This window comes from Martinezella miluonensis (assembly GCF_900094545.1).
Classification (GTDB): domain Bacteria; phylum Pseudomonadota; class Alphaproteobacteria; order Rhizobiales; family Rhizobiaceae; genus Rhizobium; species Rhizobium miluonense.
This window is the reverse complement of the sequence record NZ_FMAH01000045.1, coordinates 16,516-38,501: the sequence shown is the minus strand read 5'-3', so window position 1 is coordinate 38,501 and position 21,986 is coordinate 16,516. Positions and strand designations below refer to the sequence as shown.

Here is a 21,986-nt window from a genome sequence, read left to right as displayed (position 1 = left end):
GCATCGCCGCAAGCCATTGGCAGCCTTACAATTCATCGTAATTGAACCAGTCGAAATCCGCTGCTTTTGCCCGGCCCGACGTGTCGAAGGCAAACATGCCCGTGAAGGCACCAGTGAAGGATCCATGCTCGCCACGGCCGCCCTCGTCCGAGATGACGCCGGCATCGAGCACCGGGCCGATCGCCTGCCATGCGCCCATGCCCTCCGCCTGCCAGAAGAACTGCAGATCGTTGTCGCGCACTTCCATGGCAAGTTGGATCCGCCCATCCGGCACTGCCACGCCGCCCTCGATCGGGAAGCTCAGGCGACCGTTCGGATAATCGCCAGCGCAGGTCATGATCGTGACGCAGCGGCCAAGCTTCTCATGCAAGGTCACCGCGATGGCATGCAGTTTGAAGCGATTGTAGTAATGCGTCAGGCCGGCAACCTGCTGATAGGTGTCGGGCTCGAACTCGACGACGGTTTCAGCACGGAAGCTGTGATGTTCCTGCCGGCGGGCGACAAGCGACTGTTCGAACCAGGAACCGATGCTTTCGCGGGCGAAAAGCCGCAAATGGCCGGGACGCTCCGTTACGCTGAAGATGCGCTCCGGCTGCGGCGTGCGCAGCCACTGGAAATCCATCGGCAGAGTGCGCTCGTCGAAATTATAACCGCTGCGGCGCGGCTTCTCGATGCGCTGGGCGCCATTCAGGCCAGCGACATTAACATCGGGAACACCGGTGCCGTTTTCGAGATAAAGCCAGCCATCCTCCTTCCACACGCATTTCTGCAGAGCGGTCTCGCGGCCGAGCGTGCAGCGGCGATGCGGCAGCAGGGGCCGGCCGCAGAGATGCGTATGATAGAACTGACCGTCATGCGTCTCGACATATTGGCCATGGCCGGCACGCTGCAACGGCGCTTCCGGATGATCTTTCGAGGTGATCAGATATTTGTTCGGATGCAGTTCGTAGGGGCCGGCAATGTCGCGGGAGCGCGCCATGGTCACGGCATGATCATAGCCGGTGCCGCCTTCCGCCGTGGTCAGATAGTACCAGCCGTTACGCTTGAAGAGATGCGGCCCTTCGACAAGTCCCAGCTCCGTGCCGGCAAAGATGTTCCTGATCGGCCCCTTCAGGGATTTCGTCGCCGGATCCCACTCTTGCAGCAGAATACCGTCAAAAGCCGGCGTCTTCGGCGAGCCGCCATAGCTCTCGGTGCGGTGGTTCCACTGCATGTTGACGAACCACTTGCGCCCGTCATCGTCATGGAACAGCGAGGGATCGAAACCGGAGGAGTTCACATAAGCCGGCTCGGACCATTCGCCTTCGATGGTCGGTGACGTCACGATGTAATTGTGGGCATCCTTGAAATTGCCGTCGTAACGCTTGACGTCGGTATAGACGAGCCAGAACAATCCGTCGGCATAGGAGAGGCAAGGCGCCCAGATACCGCAGCTATCAGGCTCGCCGCGCATGTCGAGCTGAGACGCACGCTCCAGCGGCCGCCTGACGAGCGTCCAGTTCACCAGGTCGCGCGAATGATGGATCTGCACACCCGGATACCATTCGAATGTGGAGGTGGCGATATAATAGTCCTCGCCGACACGGCAGATGGACGGGTCGGGATTGAAACCCGGCAGGATCGGATTGCGGATCATAAAACCTACTCCTCCAGAGACCACGATGAGCGCCAGCATAAGGTAAAACGCCCAGAAACCGGTTCCGGGCGTTTTATGATGATCAGTCCCGCTCGGCCGACTTGGCCCAAAGATTGATATCGGCCTCACGGGCGTAGACATCAATCTGCTTCAGCTCTTCGGCCGTAAACTCGAGATTGTCGAGCGCCTTGACGCAATCGACAATCTGCGACGAGCGGCTAGCGCCGATCAGAGCGGAAGTGATGCGGCCGCCGCGCAGAACCCAGGCGATCGCCATCTGGGCCAGCGTCTGGCCGCGCTTCTCGGCGATCTCGTTGAGCTTGCGGATATTGTCGATGATCGACGGGCGGATGAAGTCGCGCTTCAGGAAGTGGTTCTGGGCTGCACGGCTATCGTCCGGAATGCCGCCCAGATACTTCGTCGTCAGCATGCCCTGCGCCAGCGGCGAGAAGACGATGGAGCCGATGCCGAGATCTTCGAGCGTATCCACCAGACCATCATCCTCGACCCAGCGATTGAGCATGGAGTAGCTCGGCTGATGGATCAGGCATGGCGTGCCGAGTTCCCTAAGGATCGCTGCAGCCTCGCGCGTGCGCTGCGAGTTGTAGGAGGAAATGCCGACATAAAGCGCCCTGCCCGAACGGACGATATGATCAAGCGCGCCGCAGGTTTCTTCCAGCGGCGTATCCGGATCGAAGCGGTGCGAATAGAAGATATCGACATAGTCGAGGCCCATGCGCTTCAGGCTCTGGTCGCAGGAGGCGATCAGATACTTGCGGCTTCCCCACTCGCCATAGGGACCCGGCCACATGTCGTAGCCGGCCTTGGAGGAGATGATGAGCTCGTCGCGCAGACCGGCGAATTCGGTACGCATGATCTCGCCGAAAGCGGTCTCGGCGCTGCCGGGAGGCGGCCCGTAATTGTTGGCGAGATCGAAATGGGTAATACCGAGATCGAAGGCCGTGCGACACATGTCGACCTTGCGGTCATGCGGCGTGTCGCCACCGAAATTGTGCCAGAGCCCCAGCGAGACGGCCGGCAGCTTCAGACCGGAACGGCCGGTCCTGTTGTATTTCATTTTTGAATAGCGATCGGATGCCGGTTGCCAGGCCATGGTGGAATTCCTTCGAGATGAAAAAGCGCGCGGGTTGTTACCCGCGCGCAAACTAGCTTTTATTGCGCTTACTTCAAGAGCGCCTGCGCCTCTTCGACGCCGAGTGCGGCCGGCTGCGTGCAGGTCGTGGTCAGATCGATGAAACGACCTTCCTCGCCGGACTTCAGGATCGAAGTCATGACGTCGACGCCGTGCAGCGTGCGATCAAGCGAGCAACGCGCATCGCGCCCGTCTATCAGCGATGCCGCCATGTCGGCAAGGCCGGCCGTGCGATAGTTGGCGCGCAGGCCGCTCGGGCTTTCCTGGTTGGCGATGCCGAAAGGATGCGCCCAGTTTTCCAGCGGCTTGATGTCCTTGTCGCGACCGCTTGCCTCGACGGTGCCGCCGAAGAAGTTCGGGTCGGGCACGTAGAGCGAGCCCTCGGTGCCGTAAAGCTCCATGTTGGCATGGCGGTGCGACCAGACATCCCAGCTCGCCGTCAGCGTGATCCTTGCCCCACTGACGAATTCCAGCAGCGCCTGGATCGTCGTCGGCGTCTTCACGGGGATGATCTCGCCATTGCGCGGCTGGCTGGTGATGGTGCGGGTCGGCGACGCCATGGAGGTCATCGCACCGACGCGCTTCACCGGGCCGATCAAGTTGATCAGGTTGGCGACGTAATAGGGCCCGAGATCGAGGATCGGGCCGCCGCCGGGCAGGAAGAAGAAGTCCGGGTTCGGATGCCACATCTCCATGCCCGGGCTCATCACATGGCATGAGCCCGAGGTGATGCGGCCGATGCCGCCGTCGTCGATGAATTTGCGGGCGAGCTGATGGGCACCGCCGAGGAAGGTGTCCGGAGCGCAGCCGACAGCCAGCCCCTTTTCCTTGGCGATGCGGCGCAGTTCCTCGCCCTGCTCCAGGGTCAGCACGAGCGGCTTTTCGGAGTAGACGTGCTTACCCGCTTCGAGGATGCGCTTGGAAACCGGGAAATGCGCATCCGGAATGGTCAGGTTGACGATGACGTCGAGCTCGTCATTGGCGAGCAGCTCGTCGATGGTCTGGGCCTTGACCTTGTATTCCTCGGCGCGCGCGCGCGCCGCATCCATGTTGATATCCGCGCAGGCCAGCACCTTCAGGCCCTTGAAGAGCGGTGAGAGCGAGAAGTAAGTCGTTGAGATATTGCCGCATCCGATGATGCCGACGCCAAGTTCCTTAGCCATGTGGAAGTGCCTCAAAAGCTCTTGAAGGATGCGATGGAGCGCGTGATCAGGCGATCGACATCGCTCGGATTGTCATGTTCGACGACGAAGTGCTTGGCCTTGGTGCCGGCCAGCGCCTTGAGCAGCTTCGCCCACGGAACAGAGCCGTGACCGACATCGGCCCAGCCGTCCTCGTTCTTGTTCTCGCCAGCCGGCGCAATGTCCTTGACGTGAACAGCGGTGATGCGCGGACCGAGCTTTTCGATCCAGGCAAAGGGATCGCCGCCGCCGCGGATGACCCAGGCGATATCGGCTTCCCAGGAAATATCCGGTGCAGCTTCGAAAATCTGCTCGATCGGCAGCGAACCATCCGCCTGCTTGACGAATTCGAAGTCGTGGTTGTGCCAGCCGAATTCGAAGCCCGCATCCTTGTAGGGCTTGCTCATTTCATGCAGGCGCTTGCCGAAAGCGCGCCAGCCGGCGGCGTCGGTCGGACGCTGGTCGGCAGCGATATGCGGCGCATAGATCGAATCCATGCCGAGGGTCTTGCCGATGGTCAGCGACTTCTGCACTTCGCCGTCGAGGAAATCCGGGCTGAAATGGCCGCTCGCCATTCTCAGGCCGTTCTTGTCGAGTTCGGCGCGCAGGTTCTTGAGGCCCGTCTCGTCGAGATCGGCATAAATGCCGCCGAAGCCCTCGACCTCGGCATAGCCGGCCTTGCCGAGCTTCACGAAGATCTCCGAATAGGGCTGAAAATTGCGGGCGCTATAAAGCTGAAATCCAAGTTTCGTCATCGATAGTCCTCCAATGGCCTCCCGGCCGTCTGTCTTGGGCCAGAAGCCCGAAAACGCCGCTGTGGCGGCGAAATACCTCAATCCACCGACTGGCTGGATTGCAAATCGTAGATACGGAATTCGGGCACGCCGCCTGCCAGCGGCTTGGCCGGCGTGAAAACGATGCGGCGGCGTTCGCCGGCGGCAAGATCGAAGGCATTGTCGGAATAACGCCCTTCCACCTCGGTCTCGATCATCACGAACAGCGCAAGTCCCTTTGCGGTGACGGTAAGTTCCACCGTCCCGTTCTCTTCCTTCTCCTCCCTCAGCACCGTCAGGCCCGAAGGCTGAAGCTCCAGGGCCTTGTAAGTGCCGTGGACGTAATGCCCCTCACCGCCCATGCCGTTCGATGCGGTGAAACGCCACGCCAGCAAACAATCGGCCGGCACCTGATCCGCATCGATCGACAATGCAGTCATTGCCGCGTCGGGGGTGCAGACGGCATGCGCCGTGGTCAGGAGCACACGCTCGCCATCAAGCTTCAGCAGCGATACGGAAATATCGGCCGTGACGTCGACATTGGTGTCGTTGACAATAGAGAAACGGATCGTCTTGTTGTCTTCGGACGGAATTGCGGCGACCGATACGGGCTGGAAGAAGCGCCGCACCAGATAATGCATCACCTTCCACCGGCCGCCGTAATCCAGGCTGGACCACGAGGCCACCGGCCAGGTGTCGTTGAGCTGCCAATAGATAGTGCCCATGCAGTGCGGCTTCAGCGAGCGCCAATATTCCACTGCCGTCTTGATGGCGAGGCCCTGCTGAACCTGGCTCAGATAGACGAAATTCGGGAAATCCTTCGGGAAACGGAAATAGCGGAACATCGTACCGGCGATGCGCTCGTTGCCGCCGGCATTCTTCTGGTGCAGTTCCATGACCGGAGAAGCGATGTTCATGTCCTTCGCCTCTGCATAGGTCTCGATGACTGGCAGCGAGGTATAGGACTGGAACCCGAATTCCGAGCAGAAGCGCGGGCGCACGGTGCGATAATTGTCGAAGGACTTGTTCTCGTGCCAGACCGACCAGTAATGCATGTCGCCGGAGCCGTCGGCATGCCAGGCATCGCCGAAGTTGAGATAGCCCGAAGCTGGGCTCGACGGCCACCAGATCGCATCCGGCAGCGCCTTCTTCATCGCCTTCTCGATCGTCCTGTTCAGGCGGTCGTAGGAGACGAGATAGAGGTCGCGATCCCTACGGGATTCCTCGAACCACGTGAGCGCGCCCACCAGCTCATTATCGCCGCACCAGAGCACGATCGACGGATGCGTGGCGAGCCGGCGAACCTGATAGTCCACTTCCGCCTCGACATTCTCCAGGAAGTCGCCCGTCGAAGGATAGAGATTGCAGGCGAACATGAAATCCTGCCACACCATCAGCCCCAGACGGTCGCAGGTATCATAGAACCAGTCATGCTCGTAGAAACCGCCGCCCCAGACGCGGATGACATTCATATTGGCATCGGCGGCTGATTGCAGCAGACCTTCGGTCAGCTCCGGCTTGGAACGAGAGAACAGCGCATCGGCCGGAATCCAGTTGGCGCCACGCGCGAAGATCTCACGACCATTGATCTTCAAAGCAAAACGGCTTCCTGCCTCGTCTTCGTCGGTGATCAGCTCGACCGTGCGCAGGCCGATTTGCCGCGTCACGGTTTCGAAATTGGTTTCGACGGACAGAGTATAGAGTGCCTGTTCGCCATTGCCGGCCGGCCACCAGAGCCTGGGTTTGTCGACATGGAAGAAATGGGTGATCGACGTTTCCCCGGCATTAACGCCGACATCGAGACGCACCCGCTCGTCGTCGAGCGAGAAATAGAGCTGCGCAACGCCCGTTCCCTTGGCAAACAGCGCTACCGTAACCTTGAGATCGACTGAGCCGTCATCATTGTGGAGCTGCTGGGTGACAACATTCTCGATGCGCGCGATCTCAAGCTTCTTCAGCGCAATCGTGCCGTAAAGGCCGAGCGGCGCGATCGCAATATTCCAGTCCCAGCCGAAATGGCATTGCGGCTTGCGCAGCATGTTGCCGTTCGGGATCGGCGAATTGCCGGTGCTGTAAGGAATGTAGAATGGCTGCTTCGCCTGAAGCTCTGCCCCCGTCGCAATGCTCGAATGCAGGACGATGCGAATGCCATTCTCACCTGCCTGCAGCGCCTTCGAGACATCAGGCCGATAGCGCTGGAAGCAGTTGTTAGCCTCCAGCACGAGCGCATCGTTGACGTAGACGCTGGCGACGGTGTCCAGATAATCGATGTCGAGATACCAGTCTCCGCCGGCATCATCGAGTGTGAAGCTGCGCGTCAGCCCCCAATCCTGCTTGGCAACCCACTGCACGGCCTCTTCGTTCCGCGCGAAAAAAGGATCGGGAATAAGCCCTTCCGCATAAAGTGCGGAGTGCACATCACCGGGCAGAGACATGGAAAGCGAATGATCGCTGTCGGGAGACGTCAGCCTCCACGCCCCGGCCAGATCGACGGTGAAGTTATCATTGATCGAAGATGACATCGGACCTCCCGGGGCCGCTGTAAGATGGAGGCGGCAAAACCGCCTCCGTGCATGGGATCACATTCTAACTTCTGTCTGCGCATCAAAGAGCGATGCGAGAGACATGTCGAAGCCGAGCTTCACAGCCGAACCGGGGCCAAACCTCCGGGCACCGTTAACGCGCACCGACATGGTATGGCCGGCATGCTTCAGCCAAAGCAGATTATCGGCGCCCATCGGCTCTTCGATATCGACGGTGGCATTGTGGATTTCGGCACCGGATGCTGCCTCTTCATTGACCTTGATATGCTCAGGCCGGACGCCCAGCACGACCTTGCGGCCGGCCTGCAGGGTCTCGCCTGCCTTGTAGCCATCGAGCGAGAACAGCACGTCGTTGGTCGCAAACACCACCTTGCCCTCGCGATTGACGAGTTCGCCGCGCAGGAAGTTCATCGACGGCGAGCCGATGAAGCCGGCCACGAAAAGATTGCGCGGCTCGTTGTAGATCGTTGTGGGGTCGTCGAGCTGCATGATGACGCCGTTCTTCATAATCGCGATGCGGTCGGCAAGCGTCAGCGCCTCGATCTGGTCATGGGTGACGTAGATCATCGTGTTCTTCAGCGACTGGTGCAGCCGCTTGATTTCCACACGCAGCTCCGAGCGCAGCTTGGCATCGAGGTTCGATAGCGGCTCGTCGAAGAGGAAGACATCGACATCGCGCACCAGCGCACGGCCGATCGCGACGCGCTGGCGCTGGCCGCCCGAAAGCTCAGCCGGCTTGCGCTTCAGGAGTGGCTCGATCTGCAGGATCTCAGCCGCACGCGCGATGCGCTTGTTGATCTCGTCCTGCGGCACCTTGGCGACACGCAGGCCGAAGGACAGGTTTTTCTCGACCGACATCTGCGGATAGAGCGCATAGGACTGGAACACCATGCCGATGCCGCGATCCTTGGGCTCTTCCCAGGTGACGTTCTTGCCCTTGATGAAGATCTGGCCCTCGCTGATGTCGAGCAGGCCCGCAATGCAGTTGAGCAAGGTCGACTTGCCACAGCCCGACGAGCCGAGCAACACGAGGAATTCACCATCCTCGATCTCAAGATTGAGGTTCTTCAGAACGCTGACCGCGCCGAAATCGAGCGACAGCTCCTTGATTGAAACGCTACTATTCATAAATCAACCCTTCACTGCGCCAGCGGCGATGCCACGGACGAAAAGCCGCCCGGAGACGAAATAAACGATCAGCGGAACAAGACCCGTAAGGATCGTCGCCGCCATGTTGACGTTATATTCCTTCACGCCCTGGACAGAATTGACGATATTGTTGAGCTGCACGGTCATCGGATAGTATTCCGGTCGGGTGAAGACGACGCCGAACAGGAAGTCGTTCCAGATACCCGTGATCTGCAGGATCATGGCGACGACGAAGATCGGCAGCGACATCGGCAGCATGATGCGCAGGAAAATCTGCCAGAAACCCGCGCCATCGATGCGCGCCGCCTTGAAAAGCTCCACGGGCAGCGATGCGAAATAATTGCGGAATAGAAGCGTCAGGATCGGCATGCCGAAGATGCTGTGCACCAGGATAAGTCCCGACAGCGTGCCGTAGATACCGATCTCACGCAGCACGATGACGATCGGATAAATCATCACCTGATAGGGAATGAACGCTCCGACGACGAGGATCGAGAAGAACAGATCGGCTCCCTTGAAGCGCCAATTGGCAAGCGCGTATCCGTTGACCGAGGCGATCGCGATCGAGAGGATCGTGGACGGCGCGGTAATGCGCACCGAATTCCAGAAACCACGGGAAAGACCGTCGCAATTAAGACCGGTGCACGCTGTCGCCCAGGCTTTCACCCACGGTTCGAAGGTGATTTCGAGCGGCGGCGAGAAGATGTTGCCAAGCCGGATTTCCGGCATCCCCTTCAGCGACGTGACGATCATCACATAAAGCGGCAGCAGATAGTAGACGGCGGCAACGAAGAGCGTGCCGTAAAGCATGATGTTGCGGCCGGAGAGCACCGGACGAGGCTTGCGGCCATTCGGCCCCGAGAAGGTCTTGCCCGTCGACGTCGCGGCGCCATTCGCATTCTTGAGAGTTATTGAATCAGACACGCTTGCGCCCTCCGCCGAATTCCAGGTAGGCCCAGGGGATAATGATGATGGCGACGGTCACCAGCATCATGGTGGAGGCTGCGAAACCTTGTCCGAGGTTCTGCGCCTGGAACATGTAGTCGTAGACGTATTTCGCGGGGACCTCGGAAGAGATGCCGGGGCCGCCGCTCGTCTGTGCGACGACGAGGTCGTAAACCTTGACGATACCGCTGGCGATGATGACGAGGGTCGTGATGAAGACCGGACGCATCATCGGAATGACGATGAACAGATAGGTCCGCCACATCGGGATACCGTCCACGCGCGCGGCCTTCCAAATGTCTTCGTCGATGCCGCGCAGGCCCGCGAGCATCAGGCACATCACAAGGCCCGTCCCCTGCCAAAGGGCCGCGATCAGCACGCCGTAGATGACGATGCTCTGCGTATAGAGCGGATCGAAGGTGAAACTCGTCCAGCCCAGTGAACGTACCACGGACTGGATGCCGAATTCAGGATTGAGCAGCCATTGCCAGACGAGGCCGGTAACGATGAAGGAAAGGGCGAACGGATAAAGGAAAATCGTGCGAAACGTATTTTCGAAGCGGATTTTCTGGTCCATCAATGCTGCCAGCACGAAGCCGATCACGAGACTGAAAATCATCGAAAGAATGCCGTAAACCGCAAGGTTCTCGATGGATATTATCCAGCGCGGCGCCGCCCACAGGCGGTGATACTGATCCAATCCGACGAAGTTCAAACGCGGCAACAGCTTTGAACTGGTGAAGGAATAAGCCACCGTCCAGATTGAGCCGCCCAAAAAGATGACGACGGCCGTCAGGATCATTGGAATGGATGCAATCTTCGAGTTCAGATTGCGCAGATATTGATTTGGCCGGCCGGCTTTCGCTTGACCCGTCATTGTAGCTCCTTCTGCATCGCGAGCGCTTCAACGATCGGAAACCGGGTTCGCAACCGCGGCTCCCGCGCTTCATCCTCATCCACAGTGATCCTCACATAGATGCAGGTCCACCGCCCATGAAGGGTGCTGTGGCGAACCGGATCACAGAATGCGGCTCCGGCCGTGACACCGGCCACCAATAGGAGACCGGCATCACGACAATAAGAGGATTGAGATCAATCAGCCGCGGCGATGATATCGGCGAAGCGCTTCTGCGCCGCTTCCGGCGTCATCGAAGGATTGGCGAAGAACTCGGAGAAAAGGTCTTCCTTCTGCTTCTGCGTATCGGCAGAGAGAAGTTGGTCCGTCCCCTGGATCACATTGCCCTTCTTCAGGATTTCGAGGCCCTTCTTCATGCAGTCGTTGGCCGATCCGAGGTCCACATCGCCACGCACGGGCAACGAGCCCTTCTTCAGGTTGAAAGCGACCTGAACCTTGGGGTCGAGAAGCGTCTTGGCGAGCACGTCCTGAGCCTTGGACTTGGCATCATCCTTCAGCAACGGGAAGTAGAAGGCATCGCCGCCTGTCGAGATGATTTCGTTGACGCCGAGGCCCGGAAGGCAGGTATAGTCCGTGCCGGCCTTCTGGCCTGCAAGAGCAAACTCGCCCTGCGCCCAGTCGCCCATGATCTGCCCACCAGCCTTGCCGGTGATGACTAAGTTGGTAGCCTGGTTCCAATCCTGAACATTGGACCCCTTGGCCATCTTGCGGGCGTCATCGGCAGCCTTGAAGACCTTGGCGATTTCCGGCCCGGCTGCCACTTTTGCATCCTTCTCGCTGAATACCTTCTGGAAGGTATCCTTGCCGGCGATGGCGACCATCAGCACGTCGAAGGCGCCGGTAGCCTGCCAGGGCTGACCGCCTATGGCGAGCGGAACGATGCCAGCCTTCTCCAGTGCGGGAGCCGCAGCGACAAACTCATCCCAGTTCTTCGGAACCGGGATGCCAGCCTTCTTGAAGGCGGCGTTCGACAGCCAGAGCCACTGCCAGGAATGGATATTGACCGGAGCGCAATAGATCTTGCCCTTGATGGTGCAGGAATCGAGCAGGCTCGATGGGCGGATGATGTCCTTCCAGTGTTCCTTCGTCGCTACATCGGTCAGGTCGCGCATGAGACCCGCCTGCACAAGCTCCTCTGCCTGGCGGCCATGGTTGAACTGGGTGGCGCCCATCGGATCGCCGCCGGTGATGCGGCTGATCATGATTGGACGCGCGGTGCCGCCGGAGCCTGCAATCGCGCCATCGACCCAGTGATTGCCGGTGGCGTCGAACGCCTTCGCCAGCTCGGCTACGGCAGCAGCTTCGCCGCCGGACGTCCACCAATGGGTTACCTCGAGATCGGTCGCATTGGCTGCTCCCAGGGGCAACACGACCGAAGCAGCCAGTGCGGCCGCCACCAAACGAATATTCATGAGTTTTCCTCCCTCACTGAAACGTTGCCGGAAAAGCCTAGTCGAATCGTTTTCGGCACGCAACAGCCTGTCCGTGATTTTTTTGAAGGCAATCGAATATACAACCTGTAAGCAAGATTTTACCTGTGCGCGACATTGTCCGTACCGGCAATACACGAGGGAGAGATATTGGTATAATTAGCTGATTTATCGCCATTTTTGGGAAAATAGCATGACAATCACTCCTCATTTCGCCAGCCAGTGCAAGATTCCTCGATGACGATTGGCGATACAACCAATGGGCATATCGGCGGAAGATACCTCCAAAATAACACTCGACATTCGCACTGTATCGTTACAGTTTTGAGCACTGACGGACGAGCCACAGCATTGCATCTATGCTTGCGGCACGGGCATGAGCAATATAAGCGGATTGGCCGAGGCGGGCGGCCGGGAGGCGAGCTGGAACGATATGGACAATAAGAAAATTTCAGGAAACAGCCCGCAGAAGGCCCCGGAGCGACCGACGCTGAAGACGATCGCCTTCATGACAGGGCTCGGAATTACCACCGTGTCGCGCGCATTGAAGGATGCCCCCGACATCGGCGCGGAGACCAAGGAGCGAGTGCGCATGGTCGCCCGGCAATTGGGCTACCAGCCGAACCGCGCCGGCGTACGCCTGAGAACCGGCAAGACCAATGTCATAGCGCTGGTGCTGAGCATCGACGAGGAAATCATGGGCTTCACCAGCCAGATGGTTTTCGGTATTTCCGAGGTTCTGGCGGGCACGCAATACCACTTGGTCATCACGCCGCATTCGCACAGCAAGGACCCGCTGGTTCCCGTGCGCTACATCCTCGATACCGGCTCGGCCGATGGCGTCATCATATCGCGTACGGAGCCGGATGATCCACGTGTTCGGCTGATGCACGAACGCGGCCTGCCCTTCGCTACGCATGGGCGGACGGATATGGGCATCGTCCACCCCTTCCATGATTTCGACAACGAGGCTTTCGCCCATGAGGCCGTACGCGCGCTGGTCGCCAAGGGGCGGCGACGGCTGGCCCTGCTGCAACCCGTCAGCAAGCTGACCTATTACTCGCATATCCGTATCGGCTTCCAGATCGGTCTTCATGAATATGGCGCCGAAGAGATCCCGCTGAGGGTAACGACCGATGCGCCGCTCGCCGATATCAGAGACAGCGTCGAAGCGCTGATGCGCTCCTCGCATCCGCCCGATGGTATCGTCTGTTCGAGCGGCGCCGGCGCCATTGCCGTCAATGCCGGCATCGAAGCGGCCGGTTTCCGCCTCGGTCGCGATATCGATATGGTCGCCAAGCAATCGACCGACGTGCTGAACTGGATCCGTCCGGAGATCATCACAATCTATGAGGATGTCCGCCAGAGTGGCCGGGAGCTGGCCAAGTCCATCATCGCCCGCATTGACGGCATAGAGCCGGAACTGCTGCAAAGCATCAGTTCGCCCGTATGGCCAAAGAGCTGACGATAAAAAGCCCGCCGGATTTCTCCGGCGGGCTTTTCTCATAATCGCATTCGACCGGCTTCTCAGCCCTGAGCGCCGCTACCCCATGGGCCGTGGTGGATATCCTTGCCATCGACACGGTCGAAGCCGTGCGCGCCGAAGAAGTCGCGCTGAGCCTGGATCAGGTTGGCAGTGCCGCGCGCCTGGCGATAGGCATCGAAATAGGTCAGTGCCGAAGCAAGTGCCGGGACCGGCAGACCGGCAGCGGTCGCAGCCGAAACGATGCGGCGCAGCGACGGGATCGATTCCTTGACCATCTCGGCAAAGGCCGGCGTGACGATCAGGTTCGCCGCATCCGGGGTCTTGGTGAAGGCGCTGGTGATCTCGTCGAGGAACTGCGAACGGATGATGCAGCCGGCACGCCAGATCTTGGCGATGACGGGCATCGGCAGCGACCAGTTGAACTCCTTCGAAGCCTCCGCCATGACGGCAAAGCCCTGCGCATAGGCACCGATCTTGGCGGCAAACAGCGCAAGCTCGAGATCCTTCAGCAGGTCGGGACCGAAAGCGATCGGGAATTTGTAGTCCGGCGTACCGAAGATCTTCTCGGCTGCCTCGCGCTGGCTCTTGAGAGCCGACAGGCTACGCGCTGCAACGGCCGCTTCGATCGCGGTTGCCGGAATGCCCATGTTCTGGGCTTCGATGGCAGACCACTTGCCAGTACCCTTCTGGCCGGCCTTGTCGAGGATGACGTCCGGCATGGCATTGCCGGTTGCCGGGTCTTTGGCGGCGAGAACTTTTTCCGTGATTTCGATCAGGTAGGAGTTGAGACGGCCCTTGTTCCAGTTGCCGAAGATCGAGCTGATATCGGCAGCGCTTTTGCCAAGGCCATCGCGCAGAATGCCGTAGATTTCGGCAATCATCTGCATATCGGCATATTCGATGCCGTTGTGGATCGTCTTGACGAAATGGCCGGCACCGTCATTGCCGAGCCAGGCAACGCACGGATCGTCATTGTACTTGGCCGCAATCGACGTCAGCACCTTCTCAACGCGCTTGTAGGAGTCTTCCGTGCCGCCGACCATGATGGACGGGCCATGGCGCGCACCTTCCTCGCCACCGGACACGCCCATGCCGATGAAGGTCAGGCCAGTGTCCTTGAGACGGTCGAAACGGGCGATCGTGTCGCGGAAATTGGCATTGCCGGCGTCGATCATGATGTCGCCCTTGTCGAGATACGGCTGCAGCGCCGCCATCTGCTGGTCGACCGGCTCGCCAGCCTTGATCATGATGATGATCGGCCGCGGCGGACGGATCGCCTCGACGAACTCCTCGATCGTCTTGCAAGGAATGATCTTGTCCTTGAGAGCGCCAGCATTGGCGTAGAATTCATCCGTCACCTGTGGCGTACGGTTGAACACTGCGATCTTGTTGCCTTTTTCGGCGATGTTGAGCGCCAGATTCGATCCCATCACAGCAAGACCGATCAGCCCGATTTCTGCCTTTTCCACGACAATCCTCCAGTGAGTCGTTGACTGCATCCGTCCCCATCCCGAGGAACCGGAGGACGCAGCAACATCCGATGTGACGCAATGCCGCCGACACTCGGCGCGACCGGCGACAGCCCTGCGTTCGGGGTTGTTGTTGCACTCCGGGCGAAAAACGGCAAGCCTTCGCAAGCCGTGAATCGTCCCCTTTGCAGGACTGTGCAAGAATGTTGCGGGATTTGTAATTCATCCATTTGCAAACCCGCGCTTGCCCAGCCGATCGCAGCCCCGTGAAGGATCATATAGAGGAGGAAACCACCGTGTCGACCATGAGCGCGAAGATCGTGCATATCTCCATCGATCGCGATTGGAGAGAGGTCTACGGTTACGCCAGCCGTCCGCAAAACATGCCTTTCTGGGCCTCGGGCCTGGCATTTGGATTGATGCAGGATGGTGATGACTGGATCGCAGAAGGCACCCTCGGCGCCGCCCGCGTGCGCTTTACGCCTCACAACGACTTCGGCGTCATAGATCACAGGGTGACCTTGGGATCGGGCCTGCAGGTTCACAATTCTTTGAGGATCGTGCCGAACGGCGATGGCTGCGAGGTCATGTTCACCCTGCTCCGGCTTCCAGGCATGACTGAAGAGCAATTCGCGGCCGATGCCGCGCATGTCCTGCGGGATCTGAAAACACTGAAAGAACTTATGGAACGGTAGACGCCCTCAAAGCGAGCGCAGCGTCCAGTCTACAAGCTCACCCGTCACGCCCGCAAACGCCGAATCGAGAGCCCGAACGAAATCGGGATTGCTGCCGCCGTTGATCGGCACGACCTTACGGAAGACGTTCTGCGCCTTCACCGTGCCAGAGCGGTCGTTCAGGATCTTTTCCGAGATTTCGACGATCGCCGTCTTCTGGCCGCGGGAGGCATTGATCTCGAAGGCGCGAATGTCGGTGACGATCTGATAGTCGATCGCCAGTCCCTGCCCCGGCACGCCGACGCCGCCGAGCTTGCCGGTGTTCTCGAAGGCTTCCGCCAGCTTGGACTGCACCATCTTGCTCAGCTTGTCGCTCCATTGCGATTTGCCGAGATATTGGATTTCCGAAGACGAAACACGAATGACGATCTGGTTGCTGTCCAGCGCCTGCAGCGCGGTCGGCGGCGGAATCAGGATCTGCTTGCCCTTGGCGGAAGGTCCATTCGCCTTCGCCGAAGCGGAAAGATCGTAGGTATCGTTGTTGCTGGAGGTGCCACAGCCCCCGAGCAGGGCTGCGAGCAACGGCAATGCGATCACAGCTTTCCACACCTGATGACGCTCACTCGACACGCAACCGACCATATTTCGCTTATCCCCTGGAGACCAGATATCGCTGTTCATCAATGCCGCGCGCGGCCGTCATATGTCTTCACCGTATCGCCACCGAAGATCAGTCGCTGCGGGTTACGGTCGAAATTAGTGATAGTCGCATTCAGATTGTCAACCGTGCCGCGCATATCGTTGATAAGCGTCTGGGCATCGCGCAAGCCGCCGCCCGAGAACTTCTGCAGATTGTCGGCGATCGGCCCGATGCGGGAATTGAGGTTGTCAGCCATCTTCTTGAAGGATTCGAGCGTATCCTTGGCTTCGGCGAACAGCGATTGCGTGCTGTCGTTGCCGAGCAGGGAATCGACCTTGGTAAGTATCCCATCGACCTTGCCGGATGCTGCGTTGAGCTTGGTGGAAATCTCCCGCGCATTGGCTATCGTCTGGTCGATGTCCTGCTGATGCGCGGCAACCGAATTGGCGACATCCCGTATCGATGCGACCGCCGTGCGAGCCTGCTTCGTCACGTCAGCAATGTCATCGACCGATCCCTTGATCTTCGCGGGATCGATCTGTGCAACGATCTCATCGACGCGATCCAGGGTCTTTTGCGCCTTCTGGCCGAAGGTGGTGTAAGTGTCGGCCGTCTGCTTGAAGCTGGCAATGGTCGCCTTCAGATCAGTCGTAGCATCGGCGACATTGGCCGTGATCCTGTCGGCATTGGCGACGACGTCGTTGATCTTCTGGGCATCGACGGCGCGCACCAGCTTCTCGATCGCATCCAGTGTCGAGTCGACACGGGTCGAGACCGTCTTGAAAGTATCGGACAGCTGACCGACACTCGCCAGGAACTTGTCGATATTGTCGGAATTGTCGGCTAGCGCCTTGGAGAACTTCTGCGCATTGCGCACCGTATCGGTCAACGGTCCTCGCGAATCCGAGATGAAGCCCTGAATGTCGCCGATCGTATCATTGGCACGGTTCAGGATCTTGTCCGCCGTCGCCAGCAGGTTCGTCACGCTCGATTGATCTGCCAGCAGCACTGCGCGCTTTCCGGTATCGACCGAGCGTTTCAAAATATTCTCGTCACCGTTGCGTCCGCCGGAAAGCTCGATATAGGCGGCACCCGTCAAACCCTGGATCTCGAGGATGGCCTTGGTCGATGTATAAACCGGCGCGTCGACACGCACCTGCGTGAAAGCCAGCGAATAGTTCGGATCGTCCGCGTCGATCGACAGGCTCTGTACCGACCCGACCTGAATGCCGTTGAAGCGAACCGGCGAGCCGACGCTCAAACCGTTTGCCGAACCGGGGATGCGCACGACCAGTTCGACCATCGGTCCGCCGCGGCCATATTCGGCCATCCAGTAGACGAAGCCGAAGGCGGCTGCGATGACAAGCAGCGTGAAGAACCCGACGATCGTATAATTGGCTTTGGTTTCCATAATCTCCAGTCACTTCTCGCGGCTGTGGGCGCTTGCGCTTTTGTCGTCGTTACGGCCCCTGATGTCATCCCGCGGCACGATCGAACGTGCGCGCTTGCCCTTGAAGTAGGATTGCACCCAGGGGTCATCGCAGGCGAGCATGTCCTCAACCGTTCCTTCCACCAATACCCGCTTATGTCCGAGAACGGCAATACGGTCGCAGACGGAAAAAAGGCTGTCGAGGTCGTGAGTCACCATATAAACGGTCAGGCCGAGCGTGTCGCGCAGCCGGGCGATCAACTCGTCGAACTCCGCTGCGCCGATAGGATCGAGCCCCGAGGTCGGCTCGTCGAGGAAAACAAGGTCGGGATCCAGCGCCAAGGCCCTGGCAAGCGCCGCGCGCTTGATCATGCCGCCGGAAAGCTCCGAGGGATATTTATCGGCAGCATCGGCCGCCAGACCCACCATGCGGATCTTCATCAGCGCCAGCTCATCCATCATCTCTTGCGGCAGGTCCAGATACTCCCGCATCGGCACCTGGATGTTTTCCTTCACCGTCAGCGATGAAAACAACGCCCCCTGCTGGAAGAGAACGCCGAGCCGCATGTCGAGCTGGTTGCGCTCCGGCTCCGAGAGCGTGTCGTAGTCCTCGCCAAGGATCTCGATCTTGCCGGCGCGGCGCGGTAGCAGCCGCAGCACCGTGCGCAACAGCACGGACTTGCCCGCACCGGAAGCGCCGACGAAGCCTAAGATTTCGCCGCGATAGATATTGAGATTCAATTTATCGAGGACGACCTTCGATCCGAAAGCCACGGTGACATCCCGCGCCGACAGCACGATGTCCCTGCCTTGCTCATCTTTTTCCAACGGGGTCTCCGAGTGAAGCGCGCTCATAGTTGCCATCCCTCAGAAATCGATCGCGGCGTAGAACATGGCAAACAGCCCGTCCATCAGGATAACGACGAAGATCGATTTCACCACCGACGAGGTCACATGTTGGCCCAATGATTCCGCGCTGCCTCCAACCTTCAGCCCCTCGACCGCCGCGACGATGCCGATGACCAAGGCCATGAACGGCGCCTTGATCATCCCGGAAATGACCGTGGAAAGGCTGACCGCCTCATGCAGGCGCGAAATGAAGGTCGCGACAGTGATGCCGGAATAGGCCCAGGTGACCATCGCCGCGCCGAAGAGCGAGGCAAAGTTGGCAATGACCGTCAGCAACGGCAGAGCAACCGTCAGCGCTACCAGCCGCGGAAAGATCAGCACCCCGATGGGGTTGAGGCCCATGACCTTCAGGGCGTCCACCTCCTCGCGCATTTTCATCGAGCCGATTTCGGCGGTGATCGCGCTGCCCGAACGGCCGGCGATCATGATCGCAGTCAGAAGCACGCCGATTTCGCGCAATTGCAGGATGCCGACGAGATCGACGACGAAGACTTCGGCGCCGAAATAGCGCAGCTGGAATGCCCCCTGCTGCGCGATGATCGCGCCGATCAGCGACGACATCAGCAGGATGATCGGAACGGCGCGCACCGCCATGTGATCAATCTGGTTGATGATCGAAGCCGGCGAAACGCCGCTGCCGCGCCCGAACTTGAGCTGAGCGCCACGCACGGCCGAACCCAGGATATACATGGCGGCAACCAGATTGCCCCAGATTTCATAGACGCTTTTCCCGACGGGTTCGAGAAAACGCTCCGGCAGGGATTTTTTCGGCTTCGGCTCCCCGGATTCAGCATGGGGATCCTCATCGAAAGCCGTCAGCAATTCATCAATGTGGGGATTGGAGCCTTCGATCGTGACGTGGGCCTTGTGTGCTTCCTGGCTTTCCTTCAGCCGGCGGATCAACAATGCGCCGGCCGTATCGACATCCGAGAGACCGGAAAGATCGATGACGACCTCGCCGCCGGCGCTCCGTTTCGAGAGCTGCTCGATCTGCCGCAGCACGCCATGCACATTGGCGCTGCGCCAATTGCCCTCGAGCCGATAGCGATGCCCACGGCCATCGCCCTCGTCATCGATCCTGGGTGCATCGGTTTTTTGTTCGGCTGCTTTCAAGCTCATGTGTCTTTCAGATCTGGCATCATCAACGCCGACTCGGGAGCCCCGTCCGACGCCGATCTTTCATACACCGACTGCATAGGAAATTGCCATGCCGCGCCATGGCCAACATATGTCACAGCTTTTTGATATCCAAATGAATTTGTTGCATCTGCGTCATGAGACGCCGCGCGCGTCTCCACCGATCGCCGAGCCCTTGGATTGGAGGCCGCGCGCGAAGATCACCATGGCCAGACCGAGAGCCGCCAGCGCAGCCATGACATAATAGCTGTCGAGATCGAGCCAGGCATAAAGATAGCCGGACGCCAGCGTCATCAGGCCGAGGAACATGCCGTTATAGAAATAATAGGCGCCCTGGGCCGATGATTCCTGCGTTTCCTGAACCGAGGCGACGATACGGCGTTGGACGCCGGTATGCACGCAGGCGAAGGTGCAGGCATGCAGGGCTTGCAGCAGGAAATAACCCAGGAAGCCGAAATTGAAGGGAAACAGGGCCCAGCGCAGGACGCAGACGCTCGAACCGAAGAAGATCAGCGTCCACGCGCTGAAACGGCGGTTCAACATTTTCGACAGGAAGAAAACCATCACCTCGGCGGCGACGCCTATGCTCCAGAGAACTGCGATCTCGCTGCCTGAAAAGCCAAGCTTGCGCCAGTAAATCGATGCAAAGGTATAGAGCATCGCATGGCTCGATTGCTGGACCGAGACGCCGATCATGGTGATGAGCAGCTGCGGTGAGCGCAAACTCCCCGTTGGCGGCTGCAAATTTATCGGCTGGTTGCGCCGCCGCGTCGGTCCGATGCGCGGCGAGACAAGGCCCATGAGCATGGTCAGCACGAAACCCGCGACCATGACGGGAAGCACCATTGTGCCGCCCCACATTCCTATCATCTGTCCCCCGAGCAGCGTCGAGACGATGAAAGTGATCGATCCCCAGACCCGCATCGAGCCGTAGTCGAAGCCCCAGCGCCGTACACCTGACATGGCGATGGATTCGACCACCGGCAGATAGGGCGCATAGGTTGCACCCTGGATGCCATAGACGAGCAGCACCGGCCAGAATTCGCTGGTCCAGTAAAGCGCGATCGCCGTCAGCAGCGACAGGCCGCCCGACCAGAACAGTACATCGGCGCGCTCCTTCATGTGGTCGGCGAGCACTGCGATAACAGGCGTCACGAGAACGCGCACGACCATCGGCACGGCAATCACCAGACCGATCTCATGATCGCTGAAATTCAGCCCCGCCAGCCAGACGGGGAAGAACGGCAGGGCGATGCCGTTGACGAACAACGGCGCACAATAGGACAATGCGGTGCGCAAGCGGAAATACGGAGGCGCACCTTCACCCTGGAAAGATTTTATCGCGGGAATCATGATAGACCTGAAGGGAACTAATTTGTCCCTACCACTCTATCGTGAGCACGACTATGGCGAGAAATAGTCGAACTGAAACGTTTCCGATAAAGTCCGGCACTACAGACGTTTCTCGGCAGTCAATAATTATGACAGGCCATTACTGAGCGCGTGAAGACGCATCGAAATCACGCGGCCTGAGCGCCCAGCGACTGCGGCAATTCTTCGGCCGGCGCGCCGGCAGGCTGCGTCTCGAGAATTGTTTGCCAGGTGATCAGTTCGAACGTGCCGTCCTCATGCTCGGCAATCGCCGTGCAGCTCTCCACCCAATCGCCGGTATTGATGTAGCGGATACCATCGAGATCCTCGATGACGGCATGATGGATGTGACCGCAGATCACGCCGTCTGCATCGTTGCGTCTCGCTTCTTCGGCAACGACACGCTGGAATTCACCAATGAAATTCACCGCGTGCTTCACCTGCAGCTTCGCCCATGCCGAGAAGGACCAATAAGGCATGTTCAGGCGGCGGCGCACTGCCGAAAGGCCGACATTGATCAGGATCGCCATGTCATAGGCCCAATCGCCAAGGTAAGCGAGCAGGCGGGCATTGCGAACGACGACGTCGAATTCGTCGCCGTGCAGCACGAGATATTTCTTACCGTCGGCCGTTTCGTGCATGGCGCGTTGCGCCACCTCGATGCCGCCGAAGTGCATGCCCGGGAAATCGCGCAGGAATTCATCGTGATTGCCGGGGATATAGACGACGCGGGTGCCCTTGCGCGCCTTGCGCAGAAGCTTCTGCACGACGTCGTTACAGTCCTGCGGCCAATACCAGTTCCGCTTGAGGCGCCAACCGTCGACGATATCTCCGACCAGGTAGATGGTGTCGGCATCGTGATGACGGAGAAAATCGATCAGAAAATCCGCCTTGGCGGCCTTCGAACCGAGGTGCACGTCAGAAATGAACAGTGTTCGGAATCGCCGGGTGTCCATGTTTTCATTCACGAACTCAATGTCCGTGCCCTATCCTAGCCTTGACTATTCCAAAACCAGACTCGTGTTTCAGGAAGATGACAAATCCTGTGCCCGACGGCATATAGGGTCGATTCGGCGACATCCGACCGGGGTGGCAAGGTCCAGCCGATCGGCCACAAAGCCGGGGCACAGGGACAAGATATGGAT

General features: G+C 59.3%; 18 protein-coding genes. 2 read left to right on the top strand and 16 right to left on the bottom strand.

The window, feature by feature from the left end:
• Positions 1-25 precede the first annotated feature (25 nt).
• The 9 genes from GA0061102_RS26735 to GA0061102_RS26695 all read right to left on the bottom strand — a co-directional run bounded on the left by GA0061102_RS26735 (position 26) and on the right by GA0061102_RS26695 (position 11,708).
• Positions 26-1,636, bottom strand: a complete 1,611-nt coding sequence (locus GA0061102_RS26735; RefSeq protein ID WP_092854856.1) for a glycoside hydrolase family 43 protein — start codon at positions 1,634-1,636, stop codon at positions 26-28.
• A gap of 82 nt (positions 1,637-1,718) precedes the next feature.
• Positions 1,719-2,750: an L-glyceraldehyde 3-phosphate reductase gene (mgrA, locus tag GA0061102_RS26730; protein ID WP_092854854.1), complete on the bottom strand. Its 1,032-nt coding sequence runs from the start codon at positions 2,748-2,750 to the stop codon at positions 1,719-1,721.
• Between the two features lie 68 nt (positions 2,751-2,818).
• Entirely contained in the window at positions 2,819-3,952 is a 1,134-nt protein-coding gene (locus tag GA0061102_RS26725; protein ID WP_092854852.1) for a Gfo/Idh/MocA family protein, read from the bottom strand.
• 11 nt (positions 3,953-3,963) lie between these two features.
• Positions 3,964-4,725: a sugar phosphate isomerase/epimerase family protein gene (locus tag GA0061102_RS26720; protein ID WP_092854850.1), complete on the bottom strand. Its 762-nt coding sequence runs from the start codon at positions 4,723-4,725 to the stop codon at positions 3,964-3,966.
• Positions 4,726-4,802: 77 nt separating this feature from the next.
• On the bottom strand, positions 4,803-7,265 hold the full coding sequence (locus GA0061102_RS26715; protein WP_092854848.1) for a beta-mannosidase: 2,463 nt from the start codon (positions 7,263-7,265) through the stop codon (positions 4,803-4,805).
• A gap of 57 nt (positions 7,266-7,322) precedes the next feature.
• Positions 7,323-8,414 carry an ABC transporter ATP-binding protein gene (locus tag GA0061102_RS26710; protein WP_092854846.1) on the bottom strand — a complete coding sequence of 364 codons (1,092 nt, stop codon included), beginning with the start codon at positions 8,412-8,414 and terminating at the stop codon, positions 7,323-7,325.
• 3 nt (positions 8,415-8,417) lie between these two features.
• Positions 8,418-9,347, bottom strand: a complete 930-nt coding sequence (locus GA0061102_RS26705) for a carbohydrate ABC transporter permease (protein WP_092854872.1) — start codon at positions 9,345-9,347, stop codon at positions 8,418-8,420.
• 4 nt (positions 9,348-9,351) lie between these two features.
• Positions 9,352-10,257, bottom strand: coding sequence for a carbohydrate ABC transporter permease (locus tag GA0061102_RS26700; RefSeq protein WP_092854844.1), 906 nt, complete (start codon positions 10,255-10,257; stop codon positions 9,352-9,354).
• A gap of 215 nt (positions 10,258-10,472) precedes the next feature.
• Entirely contained in the window at positions 10,473-11,708 is a 1,236-nt protein-coding gene (locus GA0061102_RS26695) for an ABC transporter substrate-binding protein (RefSeq protein ID WP_092854842.1), read from the bottom strand.
• A 451-nt stretch (positions 11,709-12,159) separates the two neighbouring features.
• Here GA0061102_RS26695 and GA0061102_RS26690 point away from each other — a divergent pair, with 451 nt between their 5' ends.
• Complete coding sequence (locus GA0061102_RS26690; RefSeq protein ID WP_092854870.1) at positions 12,160-13,191, top strand: LacI family transcriptional regulator; 1,032 nt, start codon at positions 12,160-12,162, stop codon at positions 13,189-13,191.
• A gap of 62 nt (positions 13,192-13,253) precedes the next feature.
• Here the strand turns inward: GA0061102_RS26690 and gndA are convergent, their stop codons facing one another.
• The gene (gene gndA / locus GA0061102_RS26685; protein WP_092854840.1) at positions 13,254-14,681 is read right to left on the bottom strand and encodes an NADP-dependent phosphogluconate dehydrogenase; all 1,428 of its coding nucleotides are present in this window, start codon (positions 14,679-14,681) and stop codon (positions 13,254-13,256) included.
• Between the two features lie 296 nt (positions 14,682-14,977).
• Between gndA and GA0061102_RS26680 the strand changes: the two genes are divergently transcribed.
• The gene (locus tag GA0061102_RS26680) at positions 14,978-15,376 is read left to right on the top strand and encodes a polyketide cyclase (protein WP_092854838.1); all 399 of its coding nucleotides are present in this window, start codon (positions 14,978-14,980) and stop codon (positions 15,374-15,376) included.
• A 6-nt stretch (positions 15,377-15,382) separates the two neighbouring features.
• On the opposite strand, the gene GA0061102_RS26675 is transcribed toward GA0061102_RS26680, so the two are convergent.
• The 6 genes from GA0061102_RS26675 to GA0061102_RS26650 all read right to left on the bottom strand — a co-directional run bounded on the left by GA0061102_RS26675 (position 15,383) and on the right by GA0061102_RS26650 (position 21,797).
• On the bottom strand, positions 15,383-15,997 hold the full coding sequence (locus GA0061102_RS26675) for an ABC-type transport auxiliary lipoprotein family protein (protein WP_092854836.1): 615 nt from the start codon (positions 15,995-15,997) through the stop codon (positions 15,383-15,385).
• Between the two features lie 38 nt (positions 15,998-16,035).
• Entirely contained in the window at positions 16,036-17,406 is a 1,371-nt protein-coding gene (locus GA0061102_RS26670) for an MlaD family protein (protein ID WP_092854834.1), read from the bottom strand.
• Positions 17,407-17,415: 9 nt separating this feature from the next.
• A complete protein-coding gene (locus GA0061102_RS26665) occupies positions 17,416-18,279 on the bottom strand; it encodes an ABC transporter ATP-binding protein (RefSeq protein ID WP_092854832.1) in 864 nt (287 codons plus the stop codon).
• A gap of 12 nt (positions 18,280-18,291) precedes the next feature.
• Positions 18,292-19,452 carry an ABC transporter permease gene (locus tag GA0061102_RS26660; protein WP_092854830.1) on the bottom strand — a complete coding sequence of 387 codons (1,161 nt, stop codon included), beginning with the start codon at positions 19,450-19,452 and terminating at the stop codon, positions 18,292-18,294.
• Positions 19,453-19,605: 153 nt separating this feature from the next.
• Positions 19,606-20,823 carry an MFS transporter gene (locus GA0061102_RS26655; RefSeq protein ID WP_092854828.1) on the bottom strand — a complete coding sequence of 406 codons (1,218 nt, stop codon included), beginning with the start codon at positions 20,821-20,823 and terminating at the stop codon, positions 19,606-19,608.
• Positions 20,824-20,990: 167 nt separating this feature from the next.
• The gene (locus GA0061102_RS26650; protein ID WP_092854826.1) at positions 20,991-21,797 is read right to left on the bottom strand and encodes a UDP-2,3-diacylglucosamine diphosphatase; all 807 of its coding nucleotides are present in this window, start codon (positions 21,795-21,797) and stop codon (positions 20,991-20,993) included.
• Positions 21,798-21,986: the final 189 nt, after the last annotated feature.